The 19,896-nt window shown below is 72.2% G+C and carries 17 protein-coding genes; 2 read left to right on the forward strand and 15 right to left on the reverse strand.

What is annotated here, in order from left to right; all coding sequences use genetic code 11:
- Positions 1–47: 47 nt before the first annotated feature.
- Entirely contained in the window at positions 48–965 is a 918-nt protein-coding gene (locus ACH4S9_RS25075) for a class I SAM-dependent methyltransferase (RefSeq protein ID WP_398373897.1), read from the forward strand.
- A gap of 76 nt (positions 966–1,041) precedes the next feature.
- On the opposite strand, the gene ACH4S9_RS25080 is transcribed toward ACH4S9_RS25075, so the two are convergent.
- The 5 genes from ACH4S9_RS25080 to ACH4S9_RS25100 all read right to left on the reverse strand — a co-directional run bounded on the left by ACH4S9_RS25080 (position 1,042) and on the right by ACH4S9_RS25100 (position 7,207).
- Positions 1,042–2,211 (reverse strand): S1 family peptidase, encoded by a 1,170-nt coding sequence (locus tag ACH4S9_RS25080; protein ID WP_398373898.1) that lies wholly within the window; start codon positions 2,209–2,211, stop codon positions 1,042–1,044.
- A 301-nt stretch (positions 2,212–2,512) separates the two neighbouring features.
- Positions 2,513–3,346 (reverse strand): aldo/keto reductase, encoded by an 834-nt coding sequence (locus ACH4S9_RS25085; protein ID WP_311728379.1) that lies wholly within the window; start codon positions 3,344–3,346, stop codon positions 2,513–2,515.
- Positions 3,347–3,655: 309 nt separating this feature from the next.
- On the reverse strand, positions 3,656–4,369 hold the full coding sequence (locus ACH4S9_RS25090) for a hypothetical protein (RefSeq protein WP_311728380.1): 714 nt from the start codon (positions 4,367–4,369) through the stop codon (positions 3,656–3,658).
- A 20-nt stretch (positions 4,370–4,389) separates the two neighbouring features.
- Positions 4,390–6,216 carry an AMP-dependent synthetase/ligase gene (locus ACH4S9_RS25095; RefSeq protein WP_311728381.1) on the reverse strand — a complete coding sequence of 609 codons (1,827 nt, stop codon included), beginning with the start codon at positions 6,214–6,216 and terminating at the stop codon, positions 4,390–4,392.
- Positions 6,217–6,349: 133 nt separating this feature from the next.
- Positions 6,350–7,207 carry a LysR substrate-binding domain-containing protein gene (locus ACH4S9_RS25100; protein ID WP_311728382.1) on the reverse strand — a complete coding sequence of 286 codons (858 nt, stop codon included), beginning with the start codon at positions 7,205–7,207 and terminating at the stop codon, positions 6,350–6,352.
- 118 nt (positions 7,208–7,325) lie between these two features.
- Here ACH4S9_RS25100 and ACH4S9_RS25105 point away from each other — a divergent pair, with 118 nt between their 5' ends.
- The gene (locus tag ACH4S9_RS25105) at positions 7,326–8,390 is read left to right on the forward strand and encodes a bile acid:sodium symporter family protein (protein ID WP_398373899.1); all 1,065 of its coding nucleotides are present in this window, start codon (positions 7,326–7,328) and stop codon (positions 8,388–8,390) included.
- Positions 8,391–8,448: 58 nt separating this feature from the next.
- Here the strand turns inward: ACH4S9_RS25105 and ACH4S9_RS25110 are convergent, their stop codons facing one another.
- The 10 genes from ACH4S9_RS25110 to ACH4S9_RS25155 form a co-directional block, all read right to left on the reverse strand.
- Positions 8,449–9,090: a response regulator transcription factor gene (locus ACH4S9_RS25110; RefSeq protein ID WP_311728385.1), complete on the reverse strand. Its 642-nt coding sequence runs from the start codon at positions 9,088–9,090 to the stop codon at positions 8,449–8,451.
- The gene (locus ACH4S9_RS25115; RefSeq protein ID WP_398373900.1) at positions 9,083–10,423 is read right to left on the reverse strand and encodes a sensor histidine kinase; all 1,341 of its coding nucleotides are present in this window, start codon (positions 10,421–10,423) and stop codon (positions 9,083–9,085) included. The genes ACH4S9_RS25110 and ACH4S9_RS25115 overlap by 8 nt, the downstream gene beginning before the upstream one ends.
- Before the next feature lie 10 nt (positions 10,424–10,433).
- On the reverse strand, positions 10,434–11,210 hold the full coding sequence (locus ACH4S9_RS25120; protein WP_385348368.1) for an ABC transporter permease: 777 nt from the start codon (positions 11,208–11,210) through the stop codon (positions 10,434–10,436).
- Entirely contained in the window at positions 11,207–12,109 is a 903-nt protein-coding gene (locus ACH4S9_RS25125; protein WP_398373901.1) for an ABC transporter ATP-binding protein, read from the reverse strand. Before ACH4S9_RS25125 ends, ACH4S9_RS25120 begins: the two co-directional genes overlap by 4 nt.
- 159 nt (positions 12,110–12,268) lie before the next feature.
- A complete protein-coding gene (locus ACH4S9_RS25130; protein ID WP_398373902.1) occupies positions 12,269–14,212 on the reverse strand; it encodes an exo-alpha-sialidase in 1,944 nt (647 codons plus the stop codon).
- A gap of 187 nt (positions 14,213–14,399) precedes the next feature.
- Positions 14,400–15,566 carry a serine hydrolase domain-containing protein gene (locus ACH4S9_RS25135; RefSeq protein WP_398373903.1) on the reverse strand — a complete coding sequence of 389 codons (1,167 nt, stop codon included), beginning with the start codon at positions 15,564–15,566 and terminating at the stop codon, positions 14,400–14,402.
- Positions 15,563–16,801 (reverse strand): serine hydrolase domain-containing protein, encoded by a 1,239-nt coding sequence (locus ACH4S9_RS25140; RefSeq protein ID WP_398374014.1) that lies wholly within the window; start codon positions 16,799–16,801, stop codon positions 15,563–15,565. Before ACH4S9_RS25140 ends, ACH4S9_RS25135 begins: the two co-directional genes overlap by 4 nt.
- Before the next feature lie 148 nt (positions 16,802–16,949).
- Positions 16,950–17,708: an SDR family oxidoreductase gene (locus ACH4S9_RS25145; protein WP_311728392.1), complete on the reverse strand. Its 759-nt coding sequence runs from the start codon at positions 17,706–17,708 to the stop codon at positions 16,950–16,952.
- A gap of 43 nt (positions 17,709–17,751) precedes the next feature.
- The gene (locus ACH4S9_RS25150; protein ID WP_398373904.1) at positions 17,752–19,113 is read right to left on the reverse strand and encodes an MFS transporter; all 1,362 of its coding nucleotides are present in this window, start codon (positions 19,111–19,113) and stop codon (positions 17,752–17,754) included.
- A 92-nt stretch (positions 19,114–19,205) separates the two neighbouring features.
- Positions 19,206–19,790, reverse strand: a complete 585-nt coding sequence (locus ACH4S9_RS25155; protein ID WP_311728394.1) for a TetR/AcrR family transcriptional regulator — start codon at positions 19,788–19,790, stop codon at positions 19,206–19,208.
- Between the last annotated feature and the right edge of the window lie 106 nt (positions 19,791–19,896).

Raw genomic sequence — 19,896 nt, forward strand, 5'->3', positions numbered from 1 at the left:
CGGCAAGGAAGTTTGCCGGTGGCGCGGGGCGGGGGCAGGCTCCTCGCATGACCCGACACCCGCACACCCACGACGACCACACCCATCACCCGCACGGCGGCCACGCCCACGGCGACGCCTCGCACGCCGTCGACTGGGCCGTCTTCGGAACGCTCCTCGAAAAGAACGCGGAGCTCAGCACCCCCGCCCTCGAGCAGACCGCCGAATGGCTGCGCGGGCTCCTCGCCGTGCCCGTGCGCCGCGCGCTCGACGTGGGCAGCGGGCCCGGTGGCGCCACCTGCCTGTTCGCCCGCGCCTTCCCCGACGCCGAGGTCGTGGCCGTCGACGGCACCCCGGAGCTGCTGGAGCGCGCCCACGCCCGCGCCGAGCGGCTCGGGGTCGCCGACCGCGTACGGACCCACCTGGCCGAGCTGCCCGACGGGCTGGCCGACGTGGGCGAGGCGGATCTGATCTGGTCCAGCAAGGCGGTGCACCACCTGGGGGACCAGCAGGGAGCCCTCGACGGGCTCGCCGCCGCGCTGCGCCCCGGCGGGGTGCTGGCCGTGTCCGAGGGCGGGCTGCCGCTGCGCGCGCTGCCCCGCGACATCGGCATCGGCCGCCCCGGCCTGCTGGCTCGGATCGACGCCGTGCAGGACGAGGGGTTCACCGAGATGCGGGCGGAGCTGCCCGGCGCCAAGGAGATCGTCGAGGACTGGCCCGCCATGCTCGGGGCGGCCGGGCTGACCGGGGCCCGCAGCCGCACCTTCCTGGTCGACCACCCCGCCCCGCTCGACGCCCCGGCCCGCGAGATGCTGCACATCGAGCTGGCCCGCCTGCACGAGCGGCTGGCCGACCGCCTCGACGCGACCGACCGCGCCACGCTCGGGCGGCTCATCGACCCCGACGACGAGGCGGGCGTGCTGCGCCGGCCGGATGTGTTCTGGCTGAGCGCGTTCACCGTCCACGCGGCCGTCAAGCCCCGGTGACGGCGGCCCCGCCCGGGTCCGTGGCCGCATACGAGCGGACACGGACCCGGGCGGACCGCCGGACGGGGGCGGGGCCTCAGCCCGTGGTGAGGGCGAGGCCGTACGTCGTGAGGATCGGGTTCACCGGCTGGAAGTACGTGGTGCCGCCGGCCGTGCAGTCGCCGGAGCCGCCGGAGGTGACGCCCTGGGCCTGGCTGCCGGAGATGTACGAGCCGCCGGAGTCGCCGGGCTCGGCGCACACCGTGGTCCGGGACAACCCGCTGACCAGGCCCTCGGCGTAGCGCACGCTGGTGTCGAGCTGCTCGATCGTGCCGCAGTGCCAGCCGGTCGTCGAGCCGGAGCGGCAGACGGAGGAGCCCACCGGCGCCTGCTGGGAGCCGGCGACCGTGACGATCGCGCCGGCGGGGCCGAGCACCGCGGGGGTGGGCTTCCAGTCGCTGTTGACCGACACCCAGGCGTAGTCGTTGCCGGGGAAGCGGGAGGCCTGGAAGGTGCCCTGGGCGGTGCGGTTGACGCCGGTGGTGGTGGCGCCCGCCTCGCCGCAGTGGCCCGCGGTGACAAAGCCGCCCTGGGAGCCCTTCGTCACCGAGAACCCGATCGAGCAGCGCGCGGTGCCGTTGATGTAGTACGCCTCGCCGCCGCGCACATCGTCCAGCGGCTGCGGCTGCTCGTCGGACTCCACGATCCGTACGACGCCGGGGGACACTCCGCTGGCGGCGACGAAGTCGGAGGCCCTGGCGGGGTCGGTCGACTGGACCACGACGCTGTTGGTCTTCACATCGACGTACCAGACGGAGGCGGCCGTCGAGGCGCGCCGCTCGGCCGTGCGGTCCAGGGCGTCCTTCGCGGCGGTCAGGTCGTCCAGGCTGTGGCTGACCGTCACGGCCTTGGCGCCGGCGGCGGTGATGACGCCGTGCCGGCCCTGATCGGTGGTGGCGACCGTGAGCTCGGCGGTCTTGCCGGTCACCCACGCGCCGCCGAACGCGCTCCCGAGGCTCTGGCGGAGGGCCGGGGTGGCCGTGCCGGCCCGGTACTCGTTGGTGATCCGGGCCCTCGCCTCGTCGGCCGTGAGGCCGAGGTCGCGCCGCATCGAGTCGAGCATTTCGGCGGGGACTTCGGCGGGGACTCCGGCGGTGGTCTCGGCCGTGGGGCCGGGGGCCGCGGCGGCGGGTATGGCGGTCAGGGAGAGAGCGGCGATGGCGATGGCACAACCGGCGGTCAGGGCAGGTCTGTGACTGCGGAGCATCGGGGTGTCTCCTCGTGTCGTGGGGGGCTTGCGTCAACGTAAGCCGGTACGACACGGGCTGCGCGCCCGTCCGGTCTCCCCGGTTGCGCCGCGCGGAAACACCCGGCACGACCACCCCCGGGCCCGCTCCCGGGCCCGCCGTCGGAGGGGCCCGGGGCCCGGCCCCGCAGGCCACGGCGGCGGGCGGCGGGCGCGGATCCCACCCGAACAGCCGCCGCCAACGGGAGGTTGCGCGAACGCCCCCGTCCTCACTCGGAGAGGACGGGGGCGGGGGCGCTCGGGGTGGCGCGGGGGCGGGGCGTCACACCAGGTTGAAGGTCTCCGGGTCGGGGCCGAGGCGGTTGCCGGAGTCCATCCCGTTGATCGCGGCGAGGTCCTGGGCGTCCAGCTCGAAGTCGAACACGTCGATGTTCTCCTGTATGCGGGACGGCGTGACCGACTTGGGGATCACCACATTGCCCAGGTCCAGATGCCAGCGGAGCACCACCTGCGCCGGGGACTTGCCGTGCTTCTCGGCGATGGCCGCGAGCCGGGCGTCCTCCAGCAGGCCCTTGCCCTGGCCGAGCGGGGACCACGCCTCGGTGGCGATGTTGTGCCGGGCGTTGAAGGCCCGCAGCTCCGACTGCTGGAGCTGCGGGTGCAGCTCGACCTGGTCGATCACCGGGGCGACCTCGGTCTCCGAGAGCAGCCGCTGGATGTGGGACGGGTGGAAGTTGGAGAGCCCGATGGCCCTGGCGCGGCCCTCGGCGTGGATCTTCTCGATCGCCTTCCAGCTGTCCACGTACTTGTCGACCGCCGGCAGCGGCCAGTGGATCAGATACAGGTCGACATGGTCGAGGCCGAGCTTGGACAGCGAGGCGTCGAAGGCGCGCAGGGTGGAGTCGTAGCCCTGGTCGGCGTTCCAGAGCTTGGTGGTCACGAACAGCTCGTCGCGCGCGATGCCCGACTCCGCGATGGCCCTTCCCGTGCCCTCCTCGTTGCCGTAGATCGCGGCGGTGTCGATGCTGCGATACCCGGCCTCGAGGGCCGTGCTGACGGCAACGGCCGCCTCGTCGTCCGGGACCTGCCAGACGCCGAAGCCGAGCTGGGGCATCCGGACGCCGTTGCTGAGGGTGATGAAGGGGACCTGGCTCACGAGCGGTCGATCCTTACGTCGAATACGGGTGGGTACGTCTTCAGAGTGAACGAGCGACGGCCGAGTCGCATTCCCGCTCGGCCGCTACGACCGTTGCTTCCCGGCGCGACCCCGCGCCACACTCCCAGCCGCCTCCGGTGTTCCCGTGTTCCCGCTCAGGCTCGGCCGCGAAGGCCACCGCCGAGGCCGGACACCGGTCCACCGTGCAGCGCGCCGCGCGCGGCGCGCTGCACGGCGCGTAAGCCGCGGCCGGCACCCGCAGCCGGCCGTCGGCCATCCGGCTCGCGCGTCACATCGGGCCCGGCTCCGTCACATCGCGCTCAGCAGCAGCGGCTCCGGGAGCTCCGCCCGGAACCGCCGCAGCACATGCCCTTCGCGGACGGTCGCGCCCACCTCGACCGCCGCCCGGCTGACCGTGGCGCGCGGCGCCCGCACCACCATGGCCAGCCGGTAGGTGCCGCCGATTCCGGCCGTGGGGGTGCGGCGGATCTCCCAGCCCGGGTCGGACCGCAGCTCGCGCCGCGCCTCCAGCCAGACCCGGGCGCCCGGCGCGGTCCGGTCCTGTCGCACGAACCCCAGCCGCGGCCCGAGGTGGGCCGGTCCGCCGGCCCGGACCGCCGCGCTGAGCTGGAGCGGTGTCATGGACCAGGCCACCGGCTGAAAGGCGGCCCGGCGGTTTCCGGCCGGATCGGCCGTGAGTGTCAGATCGAGATTGACCGTATGAAGTTGAGGATTGGCTGTTTCTTGTGCGCAGCTGACCGAAAAATGCACTAAGTGGTAGGCCGCGCTGTCTGCCTTGTCGGTCTTGTTGGCCTCCGATTCCACATAGGCTTTCAGCTCCGGCACCCGGCCGACGAGTTCCGCCGTCACCGGTACGGACAGTGGCCCGCCCAGCGCGACCCGCCCCGTCAGGGCGGGGGCCGCGGCGGCCCGGGGCGGGACATGGCCCGAAGGCCGGGAGAATTCCTCGGATACCAGTGCCAGCTCGCGCTCGGGAAGTTCGGGGAGAATGATGTCGATCATTTCCGTGCCCCCTTTGCGGCTCAGGAATGGTAGAGCGCCTCGATTTCTACGGCATACGCCTGCTCGATCGCCTTCCGCTTCAATTTCAGTGAAGGCGTCAGGAGACCATGCTCCTCCGAGAACTGAGCGGCAAGTATCCGGAACGTACGAATCGACTCGGCCTGCGAAACCAGCGTGTTGGCGGTGATCACGGCCCGCCGGATCTCCAACTCCAGATCCGGCTCGCGGACCAGCTCCTTCGCGGGCAGCTCCGGCCGGCCCCGCATCGCCAGCCAGTGCGCCACCGCCTCGGCGTCCAGCGTCACCAGCGCCGCCACATACGGCCGGTCATTGCCCACGACGATGCACTGCGCGACCAGCGGATGCGCTCTGACCCGCTCCTCCAGCACCACCGGCGAGACGGTCTTGCCACTGGAGGTCACCAGGACCTCCTTTTTCCGCCCGGTGATGGTCAGATAGCCGTCGTCGTCCAGGGTGCCCAGGTCGCCGGTGGCGAGCCAGCCGTCCCGCAGCACGGCGTCGGTCGCCTTGCGGTCGGTGAGATAGCCCTCGAAGACCTGGTCGCCGGAGAGCAGCACCTCGCCGTCGTCCGCGATATGCACGGTGGTGCCCGGCAGCGGTACGCCCACCGTGCCGAAGCGGGGCCGGTCCGGCGGATTGGCCACGGCCGCCGCGGTGGTCTCGGTCAGCCCGTACCCCTCGAAGATCATGACGCCCGCGCCCGCGAAGAACAGCCCGAGCCGCCGCTCCATCGCCGAGCCGCCCGAGAAGGCGTGCCGGACCCGGCCGCCCATCGCCGCCCGCACCTTGCTGTAGACCACCTTGTCGAAGAACTGGTGCTGCATGCGCAGCGAGGCGCTCGGCCCCGGACCGATGCCGAACGCCCGGGCCTCCTGCGCCTCCGCGTACCGCACCGCGACGTCCACGGCCTTGTCGAAGGGGCCGAGCCTCCCCTCCAGCTCGGCCTTTCTGCGCGCCGCCGCGAAGACCTTCTCGAAGATGTACGGCACGGCCAGGAAGAACGTCGGCCGGAACGACTGGAGATCGGGCAGCAGCGCGGCCGCGGTGAGGCTCGGCTGGTGGGCCAGTTTCACCCGGCCGCGGATCGCGGCGACCCCGACCATCCGGCCGAAGACATGCGCGAGCGGCAGAAACAGCAGCGTCGCGGCCTCGTCGCCCCGCTTGGAGTGGAAGACCTCCTCGTAGCGGGCGACCACGGTGTCGCACTCGGCCATCAGATTGGCGTGGGTGATGACACAGCCCTTGGGACGGCCCGTGGTGCCCGAGGTGTAGACGATGGTCGCCGGATTCTCGGGCTGGAGCGCCTTGCGGTGGCGGTGCACCACCTCGTCGTCCATCGACGCCCCGGCCGCGGTCAGCTGGTCCACCGCGCCCGCGTCCAGCTGCCACAGCCGGGTCAGCATCGGCAGCCGCCCGATCACCGAGCCGACCGTCATGGCGTGGTCCTCGTGCTCCACGACACAGGCGGAGACCTCCGCGTCGTACAGCATCCAGAAGACCTGCTCGGCGGAGGAGGTGGGGTACATCGGCACGCTCTGCGCCCCCAGGGACCACAGCGCGAAGTCGAACAGCGTCCACTCGTAGCGGGTGCGGGACATGATGGCGACGCGGTCGCCGAAGCGCACGCCCTGGGCCAGCAGCCCCTTGGCGAGCCCCAGCACCTGGTCACGGAACTCGCCCGCGGATACATCGAGCCACTGGCCGTCGGCGGTTCTGCGCCCCAGAGCCACCCGGTCCGGATCCGTCTCGGCATGCTCGAAGACAGCATCCGCCAGTCCTCCGGCCTGCGGAGGGCTCGTCAACGGGGGGACGGTGAACTCGCGCAATGACTGGCTCCTTGAAGCTCTCCGCACAGCGCCGCGACCGTATCTGATCTGGGGCTATGAGCCCGTTGTGCGGCTCATGTGTGACGGCTATCTCCACCGAATCTCTCCCATCGGGGCACAGATGGGAGGGCCGTCAGGGCACCGGCCCCGCCAGGATCGCGGCGGCCAGCCGGTCGGCCGCGGCATGGGCCGCGGCGTCCCGCTGCCGCTCCCCGTCCAGCAGCACGAACTCCACCGGCCCCAGATCGGGCAGCCCGGCCCGGTCCGGGATCCGCGCCAGCCCCGGCGGGATCAGACCGCGGGTGTGCGCCATGACCCCCAGGCCCGCGCGCGCCGCGGCGACCAGCCCGTTGAGACTGCCGCTCGTGCATACGATCCGCCAGGGCCTGCCGTGCCGCTCCAGCACCTCCAGCGCACGGGCGCGGGTGAGGCCAGGCGGCGGGAAGACGATCAGCGGCAGCGGGCGGTCGGGGTCGAGCCGCAGCCGCTCCGCGCCGATCCACACCAGCTTGTCCCGCCACACCAGCCGGCCGCCCGGCCGCTCCTCGGACCGCTTGGCCAGCACCAGATCCAGCTTCCCCGCCGCCAGCCGCTGGTGCAGGGTGCCCGACAGCTCGACGGTCAGCTCCAGGTCCACCTCGGGGTGGTCGCGGCGGAAGCCTTCCAGGATCTGGGGCAGCCGGGTCAGGACGAAGTCCTCCGACGCGCCGAAGCGCAGCCGCCCGCGCAGCCGGGTGCCGCGGAACCAGTTCGCCGCCCGCTCGTTCGCCTCCAGGATCGTCCGGGCGAAGCCCAGCATCGCCTCGCCGTCCTCGGTCAGCTCCACCCCATGGGTGTCCCGCGCGAACAGCGGCCGGCCGACCGCGTCCTCGAGCTTGCGCACATGCTGGCTCACGGTGGACTGGCGCAGGCCGAGGCGGTGGCCGGCCTGGGTGAAGCTCAGCGTCTGGGCCACCGTGAGGAAGGTGCGCAGCAGGGACGGGTCGTACACACCGCAAGTGTAAGCGGCGGTCATCACGGAAGGCGATGACAGTCAGAGCGGTCAGTGGGATTCCCGATAGTCGTGATCAAGAGGATGCTGGGGAGGGCACCGTCCAGAAAGAGAGCACATGCGCCGCCGTAAGATCACGCTTCCGTCCTGGCTCCCTCTGGACTGGTTCATCCTCACTCTGATCGGCACCGTCGGCCTCGCCGCGCTGCTGCCCGCGAGCGGGCGGGCCGCGACCGTCGCGGACGGGGCGACCACCGTCGCCATCGCCTTTCTCTTCTTCCTGTACGGCGCGCGGCTCTCCACCCGCGAGGCGCTGGACGGAATGCGCCACTGGCGGCTCCATCTGACCGTGCTGGCCTGCACCTTCGTCATCTTCCCGGTGCTCGGTATCGCCGCCCGCGGACTGGTGCCGTATGTGCTGACGCATCCGCTCTACACCGGGCTGCTCTTCCTGTGCCTGGTGCCCTCCACCGTCCAGTCCTCGATCGCCTTCACCTCGATCGCCCGCGGCAATGTCCCGGCCGCCATCTGCGCCGGCTCCTTCTCCAGCCTGGTCGGCATCGTCCTCACCCCGCTGCTGGCCGCGCTGCTGCTGGGCAGCGCGGGCGGCGGAATCTCGGCGGACTCGATCGTGAAGATCGCCCTCCAGCTGCTGGCGCCCTTCCTCGCCGGGCAGCTGCTCCGCCCCTGGGTCGGCGGCTTCATCGTCCGCCACCGCAAGGTCCTCGGCTACTTCGACCGCGCCTCGGTCCTGCTGGTCGTCTACGCCGCCTTCAGCGAGGGCATGGTCCGGGGCATCTGGCACACGGTGACCCCGGCGCGGCTGGGCGCGCTGCTGGCCGTCGAGGCGGTGCTGCTCGCGGTGATGCTCACGCTCACCTGGCACGGCTCCCGGCGGCTCGGCTTCAACCGCGAGGACCGGATCGCGATCGTCTTCGCCGGGTCGAAGAAGAGCCTGGCGTCCGGGCTGCCGATGGCGAGCGTGCTCTTCGGGGCGCAGGCGAGCCTGGCGGTGCTGCCGCTGATGCTCTTCCACCAGATGCAGCTGATGGTCTGCGCGGTGCTGGCCCGGCGCTTCGCCAGGTCGGCCCCGGAGCCGACGACGTCGGGGCCGACCCCCGCGACGGCGGCGTCCGCGACGGCGGCCCCGCACGAGACGGCTCAGGCGCCCGTCGGCGCCTGAGAGGGGCCCGCGACGTCCCGACTCCCAGGCGAGTCGGCGACGGCGCATGCGCGCGGGCTCACCCCAGAATGCCGCGGTCGTACGCCACCGCCACCGCGGCCGCCCGGTCCTTCACCCCCAACTTGCCGTACAGGTGGGTCAGATGGGTCTTGACTGTCGCCTCGCTGATGAAGAGTTCCCGGGCGATCTCACGGTTCGACGTGCCCTTGGCGACCAGTACGAGTACCTCGCGCTCGCGGGCGGAGAGCACCGCGCCCGCGGGCACGGCGGGCTTCCTGACGGCGGAGACGAGGCGGGACGCGACGGCGGGCGACAGGACGGTACGCCCTTCGGCGGCCGCGCGGACCGCCGCGAACAGCTCCTCGCGCGGCGCGTCCTTGAGTAGATATCCGGTGGCGCCCGCCTCGATCGCGGGGATCGTGTCGGAGTCCGTGTCGTACGTCGTGAGGACGAGGACCTGGGCGCGGGCGCCGCGCCGGGTGAGTTCGGCGATCGCCTCGACCCCGCTGCCGGCGGGCATGCGCAGGTCCATGAGGACGACGTCCGGATCGAGGGACAGGGCGAGGTCGACTCCCTCGACGCCGCCCGCGGCCTCGCCGAGGACGTCGAAGCCGGGATCGGAGGCGAACATGCCGTGCAGACCGTCCCGTACGACGGGGTGGTCGTCGACGATCAGCAGGGTGATTCTCTGGTCAGCCATGGCGAACCAACGGTACGCGAGCACTGATCGCGGTGCCCTGGCCGGGCTCCGACTCGATGGCGACGGTGCCCGCGATGCGTTCGGCCCGGGCGCGCATCCCGTCGAGGCCGAAGCCGCCGGTGCTCGTGCCGGTGCGCGGCGCGACGGCGAGGGGGGCGAAGCCGTGTCCGTCGTCCCGTATGTCCAGGGTGACTTCGTCACCCATGTAGGAGAGGGTGACGCCCGCGCGGGTGGCCCGGGCGTGTTTGGCCGTGTTGGCGAGGGCTTCCTGCGCGATCCGCAGGAGGGTGGCGGCGACCTCGCCGTGCAGCGGCTCGGTGGTGCCGGTCACGGTGAACCGGGCAGTGACACCGGTGCGTTCGGACCACTCGGCGACGATCTTCTTCAGCGCCTCCTGAAGCGTGTCGTGCTCCAGAGCGGCCGGAGAGAGGTTCTGTACGGAGCGCCGGGCCTCGCTCAAGGAGTGGCGGGCCAGCGCCTGGGCACGGCCCAGGTGTTTGCGGGCCACGTCCGGGTCGGCGGTGAAGTCGACCACCTGGAGCTGGGCGATGATGCCGGTCAGGCCCTGGGCGATGGTGTCGTGGATCTCGGCGGCGAGGCGGCGGCGCTCGTCGGCGATGCCCGCCTCCCTTGCCTGGACGACGAGTTGGGCGTGCAGGGCGGCGTTCTCGGCGAGGGCCTTCTCCAGGGCGGCGATGGTCTCGGCGCGCTCCTGGGCCTTCTCGTCCTCCTTGGCACCGAGATGACTGAAGACGATGGCGAGCGTCGCGTTCAGGATGAACAGCAGGCCGAAGGCGACCCAGTTCAGCGGTGAGGGGGGCGGCAGGCCACCGGACTGGGAGCCCCCCAGGGTGACGGCGGTGACCACCAACCCGGCCCGGGCGGCGCGTGGCGGCAGCAGACGCACGGCATCGAAGTAGCTGAGGCTGGCGTAGATCGCGAAGAAGGGGTTGAGCCAGGTGAGGAGGAAGGCGAGGGCGGTCCGCAGCGCGAAGTAGACCCGCCCCGCGGTCGTCCCGTCAGGCAGCCCCCGGGCGCCGAAGCTCCTACCGGCGCCGGTTGCGCCGACGGCGTTCTCGGCCGGGGCGCGGCCGTCGGCGGAGTCCGTCGCGGTGAGCGCCGTGGTGTTCGCCGCCGACAGCCGCCGCTCGGCCCGGGTCCACCACACCTCGAGGGCCAGCGCGGCCAGGAGCAGAGCTCCTCCGGCGTACATCTCGCGCCGGGTCATCACCAGGTCGGCCGCCGCGGCCCCGATGAGTGTGGCGAGGCCCAGCAGGGCGTAGGGGCCGTACCGGAAGAACTGCGCCCAGCGCTCCTCGACCGTCGTCGTCATCTCGTACGCACTACTCCCATCTGAACCAGCGCCGGGCCGCGGCGATCAGCAGCACCGTCCACAGCGCCGTGACCCCGAGGTGTGTCCAACTCGGCCAGTGTCCCGCGGCTGCCTCGTCGAGGGCCTGCGCCGCGGCGCCCAAGGGGGTCAGGCTCACGATGTGCTGAAGAGCGTCGGGCATGGACGCCACCGGCAGCCAGACACCGGCGGTGAACATCGAAGGGAAGAACACCACTGTGCCCACCGTTTGAGTGATCTTGACTGTACGGCCGACGGCGGAGACGGCGGCACCGAGCGCCAGGATGGCGAGTGTGGCGAGCACGAAGGCCACGAGGTATCCGAGGAGCTGGCGGGGCAGGGCCACATGGAAGACGATCCGGCCCACGGCGAGGGAGAGCGACGCGGAGACCGCCACGGCGGCACCGTGCAGCACGATCTGCGCGCCGATGAGGGAGCCCGCCCGCACGGGGGTGGTGGACATGCGGCGCAGGATGCCCCGCTCGCGGTAGCCGGTGAGGACGGGCGGCATGGTCTGGATACCGGACGTGATCATGGCGAGCAGGATGGCGATGGGGACATACAGGTCCACGACACGCAGGCCGTCGATATCGGTCGAGGGCTCCCGGAAGGAGGGGATGGCCCCCAGGATGCACAGCAGGATCGTGGGAAAGCCGAGCATCCAGAAGAAGGAGACGGGTTCACGCAGGAAGAGACGTGCCTCGGCCCGCAGGACGGCGGTGGCGCTGCCCTTGACAGCGGACGGGCGGGTGCGGGTGATGGTGCTCATGCGTCCGCTCCCGTCAGGTCGAGGTAGGCGTCGTCCAGGCTCGCTTCGACGACGCGGAGCTGGTGGGCGGTGATGCCCTGTCCGGCGAGCAGCGAGAGCACGGCGCTGACGGTCTCGTCGGTGCCCTTGACGACGACCCGCCCGTCCTTCTCCGTCACCGACGCGGCCGCGGGCAGCGCCGTCAACTGCCGCAGGTCCAGCGCCGTGGAAGGCTTGAAGGAGATCTCCGTGCCGCTCGCCGTGCGCCCGATCAGCCCGGAGGGGGTGTCCAGTGCGGTGATCCGCCCCTTGTCGATCAAGGCGATCCGGTCACAGAGACGCTGGGCCTCCTCCATGAAGTGCGTGACCAGCAGCACGGTGACACCGCTGTCCCGGATGTCCTCGATGAGCTGCCAGGTGTCGCGGCGGGCGCGCGGGTCGAGCCCGGTGGTCAGCTCGTCCAGTACGACGACGGTGGGGTTGCCGATCAGGGCGAGCGCGATGAACAGACGCTGCTTCTGGCCGCCGGAGAGCTTCGCGAACCGGGCGCGGAGCTTGTCGGCGATTCCGAGGCGCTCGGCCAGGGCGCGCCAGTCGGCGGGGTCCGGGTAGCAGGCGGCGTACAGCTCGAGTGTCTCCTGCACGGTGATCTTCGGTTGCAGTTCGTTCTCCTGGAGCTGCGCGCCCAGAACGCGTGTGACGGAGCCGCGGTCGGCGATGGGGTCGTACCCGGCGACGAGGACACTGCCGCGGTCGGGGCGGCGCAGACCCTCCACACACTCGACGGTGGTGGTCTTGCCGGCGCCGTTGGGGCCGAGGATCCCGAAGATCTCCCCCTTCTCGACGGCGAAGGACACGTCGTCGACCGCCTTCTTGTCCCCGTACGCCTTGTGCAGGCCGCTCACTTCGATGATTGCCATGCGCACGAGCGTGCCCTGGCGGGGCGGGGGAGAACATCGGCCATCGCGCTCGAAGGAGCATCAGCCGATCGGTGGATGGCGGGGTACGACCTGGCCCGGCCTGGTTCTCCTCCCGCTCTTCTACGGGTCCCGGCAGGAGAACCAGGCGGTGAAGGGGGGCTAGCGGACGCGGTCCAGGGGGAGCCGTACGAGCGCGGCGGGGTCCTTGCCGTGCGCGTCGGCCGGCGTGGCGTTGAACTCACGAACCTGCCGCAGCTCCGTGTCCGACAGCGCGCGGCTCCAGATCCGGACCTCGTCCAGGTCGCCGGTCAGACGCGAGCGGCTGTCGACCGCCTCGCCCACATGGATGCCGAACGGCGAGGTGCGGGTGACCGGCCCGGGCGCATCGGCGGTGGAGACGGGCGTGCCCCCGTCCACGGTCAGGGTCAGCCGGCCGCCGGTGCGGGTGAGCGCGGCGTGGTGCCACTGCCCGTCGTTGTACGCGGAGTCGGTGCTCACCGAGGCGCTGGTGAAGGTGGCGGTGCCGTTGACCGTGGTCATCAGCGCCCGGACCCGGCCGCTGGAGGGCTCACCGCGCAGCCACACCTGCGGCTGCTTGTTGCCGATGCCGCCCATCCACAGGAACGGCTGCTGGCCCGAGGCCGCGGTGTAGCGGAACCACAGGCTCACCGTGAAGTCGCGGGTGCCCAGCGGCAGCGAGGGCCGGAAGGGGACGTGCACGGCGTCGTCCGTGCCGTCGAACGACAGCCCCTGTCCGAACTGCCCCTCGGTCCGGGCCGGGCCGCCGAGGACGGTGGCCGGGCGGGCGCCGGGCGCCCGGTCCGAGGTGGTCGGGTCGGGGCCGCGGCGCGGGCCGAGCCAGCCCTCGGTGAAGCGGGCGAAGCGGATCTCGTCGCGGGCGTCGACCGCGCCGCCCTCGTACATCAGCCCGACCTCGTCGCGCGAGATGGCGACCATGTCCGAGTAGCCGGACCAGTCGGTGGTGACCACCTTGCCGCGGTCGACGGGGTCCCAGCCGCGCCCCTCGTTCCACGAGGAGCGGATCATCATGGTGCGGCGCCGGTCGGGGTCGGCGGGCGCGGCGAACAGCAGGCGGCTGTAGCCGTCCCGGTCCTCGCCCCGCAGCCGGAGGATGGAGCCCTGCACCTGGGGCGTGTACAGATCGGGGATGGTGCGGAACGGCCCGGTGAAGCTCTCGCCGCCGTCGCGGCTGACGGCGAAGTCGCGGTGGCCGAGGTCCGTGCCGTCCTGCTCCCGCCCGTTGACGTAGACCGACCCGTCCTCGCGCTCCACCAGCGTCATCTCGGAGGGCTTCTGGCGGAATGTGCCGTCCGCCGCGACCGGCCAGCTGTCCACGGCGCCGATGCGCCAGGTGTCGCCGCCGTCGTCGCTGTAAGCCAGCGCCGCGTGGTTGGCGGTGATCCGGGTGCCGTCGTAGCTCTCGGTGTTGATGGTGAACAGCAGCCGCCCCCGGTGGCGGCCGTGCGTCAGCTGGATGCCGTGCACGGGCCCGGTGGCGTACCAGGAGTTCCACGAGGCGGGCAGGAGCGAGTCGCTCAGATCGCGCGGGGCGGACCAGGTCGCGCCGTCGTCGTCGCTGTACTGGAGGTGCGGGGTCCGGTCACAGGGCACATTGCAGCCCTGGGAGTCGTCGCGCCCGGTGTTGTACGTGCTGGCGAGCACAATGCGGCCGGTGCGCTGGTCCACGATGGGCGCCGGGTTGCCGTGGGTGTCCCCGGCGCCCTCGTTGATCACCTGGAGCGGGCCCCAGGTGCGGCCGCCGTCCGTGGAGCGCTTGAGGACCAGATCGATGTCGCCGGCGTCGCCGCAGTTGTTCACCCGCCCCTCGGCGAAGGCCAGCAGCGTGCCGTCCTTGGACTTGACGACGGCCGGGATCCGGAAGCACGAGTACCCGCTGTCCTGGGAAGACTTGAAGAGGACTTGCTGATCGAAGTCGGTACGGGCCGCGGAAGCGGGGGATTCCGCCTCCGCGGCCCGTACCGGAATCGGGATCAGGGCCAGCGCCGCGGCGGCGAGGAGCACCGACGCGCGGCGCCGCCATGGTCTGGACCGCTTGCGAGTAGCGCGAAGTTCTGACGCCATCGTCACCGACCTGCCCTTCAGCGGCATCTGGACATCACGACATCAAGACATCCAACGTCTGATCGAGTGCTGCCGGAGAAGTGTCCCGTCTCGCCCCCGCCTCCCACAAGGATTGTGCGTCAGATCGTGTGTGCGCCAGTCGGGTTGGACCGATCGCGGCGCCGTAGCGGCGCGGCCGGATGCCGGCTCACCGGCACAGGGCGTGGTCGATGAGCGCCTTCACCGCCTTGTCGGCCCGCTCCTGCCGCGCCGTGTCGGCCTCGTCGAAGCTGTTGGTCGACACGGTCACCGCACGCCGCCCGTCCGTGGTGACCCCGTTCTCACTCGAGTAGCCCAGGGCGTTGCCCCCGTGGTGCCAGTAGAAGCCGCCACAGCTCAGCGGGGTCGTCTCCAGGCCGAGGCCGGCGCCGCGGCCCGGCTCGTCGGGTATCGGGACGGTCCGCCGCATCTCGGCGAACTCGGCCGGGCGCAGCAGCCGGCCGGTGAGGAGGGTGGTGAAGAAGCGATTGATGTCGTGCGGGGTGGTGACCAGATCGCCGGACGCGTCGGCCGCCGTGGAGTTGAAAATCGTGGTGTCGACGCGGCGCCCGTCCTCCGCGTAGGTGTGGTACCCGTGTGCGTACGGGGCGGGGAGATACGGGCGGTCGCCCGGCAGCGTCGTCCCGGTCAGTTTCAGCGGGCGGATGATCCGGTCGCGGACCTCCGCGCGCCAGGGATGTCCGGTGACCCGCTCGACGATCATGCCGACTACGACGTAGTTGGTGTTGGAATAGCGATACGCCGCCCCGGGCGTGGAGTTCGGGGGATAGCGCGTCGCGCCGTCGACCAGCTCCTCGGCGGTGTAGTGGCGGAAGCGGTTCTCGTAATAGCCGCGCGCGGAGTATCCCGCGGGGAAGACCTCGCGGACGCTCGTATAGCCGCGCAGCCCGCTGGTGTGCTGGAGCAGTTGCCGGACGGTGATGCGGCGGCCGTCGTTGCCGTGGCCGCTGACCACGCCGGGCAGCCATCTGTCCACCGTGTCGTCCAGGGACAGCCGCCCCTCGCCGACCAGCTGAAGCGCGACGGTGGCCACGAAGGTCTTCACCGTGCTGCCCGCGCGGTAGTGGGCGTCGGCGCGCATGGGCGCGCCGGTGCGCAGGTCGGCCTGTCCCGCATGGGCCCCGACCGTGCCGGACGGTGTGTCCAGCACCGCCGCGGCGCCCACCGCCCCGGCCGTGTGGACCGTCTCCGTGTCGCGCCGTAACGCCTCCGCACCGCCCCTCCCCGGGGCCGGGCCGGGTGCCGCCGCCATCAGCGCGGCGACGGCCGCCACGGCGGCCAGGGCCGCGGCCACCCGCCGCCTGGCCGCCCTCATGGGCGCGGCTCCTGACCGCACATCACGCGGTCCAGCAGCGCCTGGACGGCCTTCTCGGCCCTGAGCATCCGCTCGTCGTCCGATGTCGTCCCACTGGCACTGATCACCACCGAGCGCCGGCCGTCCGCGTCGAACGCCGTTCTGACCGTGCCTCCTTCGAGGTCACCGCCGTGGCCCCAGCGGTAGCCGCCGCAGCTCAGCGGCTGCCGCATCAGCCCGAGCCCGTACCGCAGCCCGGGGAACGCCATCTCGAAGTCGGCGCTCACGGGGACCGTACGGCGCATCTCGGCGAGCTGTGCGGCGGGCAGCAGACGACCGCCGAACAGGGCCGTGAAGAACCGGTCCAGGTCCCGCTGGCTGGTCACCAGCGACCCGGCGGCATCGGCCCACGAGATATTGCGAACGGTGGTGTCGGTCCATCGGTCGGAGCCGGGGAAGCGGTGGTAGTTATGGGCGTAGGGCCGCTTCAGATACGGGTCGTCGCCGGGCTCGTAGGTGTCCTTCAGCCCCAGCGGCCGGATGATGCGGTCGCGCACCTCGTCGGCCCAGGGCCGCCCGGTGGCCTTCTTGATGATCAGGCCGGCGACCATGTAGTTGGGGTTCGAGTAGTTCCACTTCGGCTCCGGGTCGTCCGGGTCGGCGGGCGGGAAGTCGGGGTTGTGCCGCATCGCTCCGGCGATGCTCTGCTCCGGGCCGAAGTGGTAGAGCTTCGTCCGCTCGAAGTCCTCGGCCGTGCCCCCCAGGTCCTCCTCCAGGCCGTAGTTGTAGATGCCGCTGGTGTGCTGGAGCAGATTCCGGATGGTGATGCGGCTGCCGTCGTTGCCGTTGCCCGAGACCAGGCCCGGCAGCCAGGTGTCCACGGTGTCGTCCAGGGACAGCTGCCCTTCGGCGGCGAGCTGAAGCACGACCGTGGCCACAAAGGCCTTGGTGACGCTGGCGCCCCGGAAGTTCGCGCCGTACGGCACCGGGCGGCCGCTGTGCAACTCGGCTTCGCCCGCACGGGCGTGGATCCGGCGGCGGCCGTCGCGGACCTCCACGGTCATGCCGATGTACCCGGCCTCCTGGAGGGTCCTGGCCACCTCTCTTTGCAACTCGTCCTGGCCGAGCGAGGTGTCGGGGGACGCCGCGGCCGGGACCGCCGCGACGCCGCCGACCGCGGCCACGGCGAGCGCCATGGCCGCGGCCAGTCCTCTTAATCCGAGTTTCCTGGCAGATGTCGGGACGAAGGGTGTCATGGCAGGTGCTTTCATGCACACCACCATCCCGGAGACGGCGGTGCCGACACCATCACGCCAGCCCTAGTCCCGGGGGCATGCCAGCCCCACCTCCCGGGTAGGGCCAGCTCTACCCGGCCCCGGAATCCGGGCGGGGCCGGGCAGACCGTCAGGCCGAGGCCCCGCTGTCGATGACCAGGTCCGTACCGACCACCGCGCCGGCCGCGGGCGAGGCGAGGTAGAGCACGGCGGCCGCGACCTCCTCGGCCTCCGCGACCCGTCCCAGGGGGTTCTCCCGCTTCATCCGCTCCGCCCGGTCGGCCTCCGTCTCGCCGGGCCGCAGCGACATCGAGGTGGCGGCGGCCCCCGGGCTGACCGCGTTGATGCGGATGCCCTGGTGGATGTGGTCCAGGGCGGCGGCGCGGGTGAGCGCGGACACCGCCGCCTTCGAGGTGAGGTATGCGGCGAGGCCCGGAATCCGGAGGTGTGCGCCCAGGTTGGAGGAGATGTTGACGATGGCGCCGCCGCCGTGGTCCTTCATGTGCGCGATCTCGTGCTTCATGGCCAGCCAGACACCGGTGACATTGGTCCGCTGCACCGCGTCCCAGTCCTCCTCGCCCACCTCGCCGACGGGCCCGGCGCCGCGCAGGATCCCGGCGTTGTTCACCGCGATGTCCAGCCCGCCGAACCGGCCGACGGTCTCCCGGACGAGCGCGCGGACCTGCCCCGAGTCGGTCACATCGGCCACGACGGCGGCGGCCGTGCCGCCCGCGGCCTCGATGAGCCCGACGGTCTCGTCCAGCGTGGCCGCGGTGCGCCCCGCGGCGACCACGGAGGCGCCTTCGGCGGCGAAGGCGAGCGCGATCGCGCGGCCGAGGCCGGAGCCCGCGCCGGTGACGAGCGCGGTCTTGCCGGGGAAGCGGTTCATGAGTGTCTCCTCGAGCGATGGATGGATGATGCGGATGGGTCGTTCAGAAGGGGCGTCGGCCCAGCGCGGTGAGGGCCGCGAGCGCGGCCAGCGCGGCCCCCGCCGCGGCCAGGGACGAGGCGTCGTCGCCGAGCGTGAGGAGGACGGCGAACAGGACGGTCGGGCCGAACTCCATCGCGGTGTTCATCACACCGCCCGCGAGCCCGGCCTGCCCCTGTGGCACGCCGTCGGTGGCGAGCACGGCGGCGCCCGCGAAGGAGGCCGCTGTACCGAGTGGTAGCAGCACAAGACCCGGCAGCAGCCCGGACGCGTACCGCGTGCCCGCGTCGAGCCCGCCGAGCGCGAGGAGGGCCAGCCCCGCCCCGCCCGCGCCGAGCCCGGCGGCCGTGACGGCCCGGGCCCCGTAGCGCCCGATGAGCGGTCCCGCCGCCCGTCCCGAGGCGAGCAGCGCGATGGCGAACGGCACGAAGGCGGCCGAGGTGCGCAGCGCGGACCAGTCGCGCTCCTGCTGGAGGTGGAGCGAGAGGACCACAAAGGTCAGCGCGGTCCCGCACGCGGTCAGCGCGATCGCCGAGAGTGCCAGGGCCCGCCGCCGGTCGAGCAGGAAGCGGGGCGGCAGCAGCGGGTCGCGGGCGCGGCGCTCGGCGTACCCGAATGCGGCGAGCAGCGCGGCCCCGGCGAGCAGCGGCACCAGCACCCGGGCCGACGACCAGGGGTGGGCGTCGGTCACCACCAGTCCGTAACTGGCCAGCGTGATGCCGAAGGTGGCGAGCAGGGCGCCCGGGAGGTCGAGCGCCCGGCGCCCGCTCGGCGCGGTGTCCGGCAGCAGCCGGGGCGCGAGGACGAGGGCAGCCCCGGCGGTCAGGAGCGGTACGGCGAAGTTCCAACGCCAGGACAGCAGGGTCGAGATGACGCCGGAGAGCAGATTGCCCGCCGTCGCGCCGAGGACCGAGAGACCGCCCCAGGTCGCCATCGCCCTGCCGTACGCGGCGGGGGCGGGGAAGACGGCGCGCAGCACGGCCATGGCGGCGGGCGCGGTGAGCGCCGCCCCCGCGCCCTGCGCGAAGCGCGCCGCGAGCAGGGCCTCGAGGCCGGGGGCGAGCGGGGCGGCGGCCGAGGCGGCGGCGAAGAGCGCGAGCCCCGCGGTGAGCACCGGCCGCCCGCCGTACCGGTCGGCGAGGCGCCCGCCGAAGAGCAGCAGCCCGGCGAAGGTCAGCCCGTAGGCGGCGCTCAGCAGGATCACGTCCGGGCGCTGAAGGCCGAATTCGCGCGCGATGCGGGGGAGCGGTACGGAGATCGCGGCGAGCGTGAAGATCAGCGTGGCCTGGACGCAGCCGAGCAGGGCGAAGGCGCCGCGCTGCCGGCCGGCCGTGGCGTTCGTCTCGTCGCCGTCTACGGCGGTCATGGTTCCCCTGTTTTTTGACCGAACGGTTCATTATGAGGGCATGGGTAAGAGTGCTCGACCGGCTCCGGCCTGGCAGATGTGACAGGTATGGCTCAGTCCAGCAGGGCCAGTGCCTGCTCGGCCGCGTCCCGCACCCTGGCCGGGTCCTGGGATGCCTTGCCGACCACCCGCAGCCCCTGCATCAGCACGAACAGCATGCGGGCCAGCGCGCGCGGATCGCGGTCCCCGGGCAGCTCGCCCTGGGCCCTGGCCCGGACCAGCGCGGCGTGCAGCGGGGTCTCGACGTGCTCCCAGCTGATCTCCACCCGGCGGGCCACCACCGGGTCGTGCGGGGCCAGTTCCGCCGCGCTGTTGGTGATGAAGCAGCCGCGGCTCCGCTCCTCCGGGGAGGCGGCCTCCGCCGCGAAGCGGCGCACCAGCGCCCGCACCGCGGGCAGCGCGGGGCCCGGCTGGGACAGCGCGTCCAGCAGGCGCGGGTCGCGTGTCTCGGCGTACCGGTCCAGCGCTTTCAGGTACAGCTCGTGCTTGTTGCCGAAGGTCGCGTAGATGCTGGCGCGGCCGATGCCGAGGTGTTCGACGAGGTCGGCCATGGACGTGGCCTCGTAGCCGCGCCGCCAGAACAGCTCGAGGGCCGACTGGAGCGCCGCGTCGGGGTCGAATTCCTTGGTCCTGGCCATGGCGGAGACTCTAACTTCAATAAGAACGATCAGTCAATAAAATCCTGAAGTGACAAGGCGGGAGAGACCGGGGAAAGGACCGGCCGGCGCAGGGGGCGCTCCTCAC

The sequence above is a fragment of the Streptomyces sp. NPDC021225 genome, from assembly GCF_044332865.1.
Taxonomy (GTDB): Bacteria; Actinomycetota; Actinomycetes; order Streptomycetales; family Streptomycetaceae; genus Streptomyces.

Bases quoted from the DNA above. Each gene is read 5' to 3' on its own strand.
- ACH4S9_RS25130 (WP_398373902.1), bottom strand. From the start codon at position 14,212: ATGGCGTCAGAACTTCGCGCTACTCGCAAGCGGTCCAGACCATGGCGG.
- ACH4S9_RS25075 (WP_398373897.1), top strand. From the start codon at position 48: ATGACCCGACACCCGCACACCCACGACGACCACACCCATCACCCGCAC.
- ACH4S9_RS25110 (WP_311728385.1), bottom strand. From the start codon at position 9,090: ATGGCTGACCAGAGAATCACCCTGCTGATCGTCGACGACCACCCCGTC.
- ACH4S9_RS25155 (WP_311728394.1), bottom strand. From the start codon at position 19,790: ATGGCCAGGACCAAGGAATTCGACCCCGACGCGGCGCTCCAGTCGGCC.
- ACH4S9_RS25105 (WP_398373899.1), top strand. From the start codon at position 7,326: ATGCGCCGCCGTAAGATCACGCTTCCGTCCTGGCTCCCTCTGGACTGG.
- ACH4S9_RS25135 (WP_398373903.1), bottom strand. From the start codon at position 15,566: ATGAGGGCGGCCAGGCGGCGGGTGGCCGCGGCCCTGGCCGCCGTGGCG.
- ACH4S9_RS25090 (WP_311728380.1), bottom strand. From the start codon at position 4,369: ATGATCGACATCATTCTCCCCGAACTTCCCGAGCGCGAGCTGGCACTG.
- ACH4S9_RS25145 (WP_311728392.1), bottom strand. From the start codon at position 17,708: ATGAACCGCTTCCCCGGCAAGACCGCGCTCGTCACCGGCGCGGGCTCC.
- ACH4S9_RS25150 (WP_398373904.1), bottom strand. From the start codon at position 19,113: ATGACCGCCGTAGACGGCGACGAGACGAACGCCACGGCCGGCCGGCAG.
- ACH4S9_RS25120 (WP_385348368.1), bottom strand. From the start codon at position 11,210: ATGAGCACCATCACCCGCACCCGCCCGTCCGCTGTCAAGGGCAGCGCC.
- ACH4S9_RS25115 (WP_398373900.1), bottom strand. From the start codon at position 10,423: ATGACGACGACGGTCGAGGAGCGCTGGGCGCAGTTCTTCCGGTACGGC.
- ACH4S9_RS25080 (WP_398373898.1), bottom strand. From the start codon at position 2,211: ATGCTCCGCAGTCACAGACCTGCCCTGACCGCCGGTTGTGCCATCGCC.
- ACH4S9_RS25125 (WP_398373901.1), bottom strand. From the start codon at position 12,109: ATGGCAATCATCGAAGTGAGCGGCCTGCACAAGGCGTACGGGGACAAG.
- ACH4S9_RS25140 (WP_398374014.1), bottom strand. From the start codon at position 16,801: ATGACACCCTTCGTCCCGACATCTGCCAGGAAACTCGGATTAAGAGGA.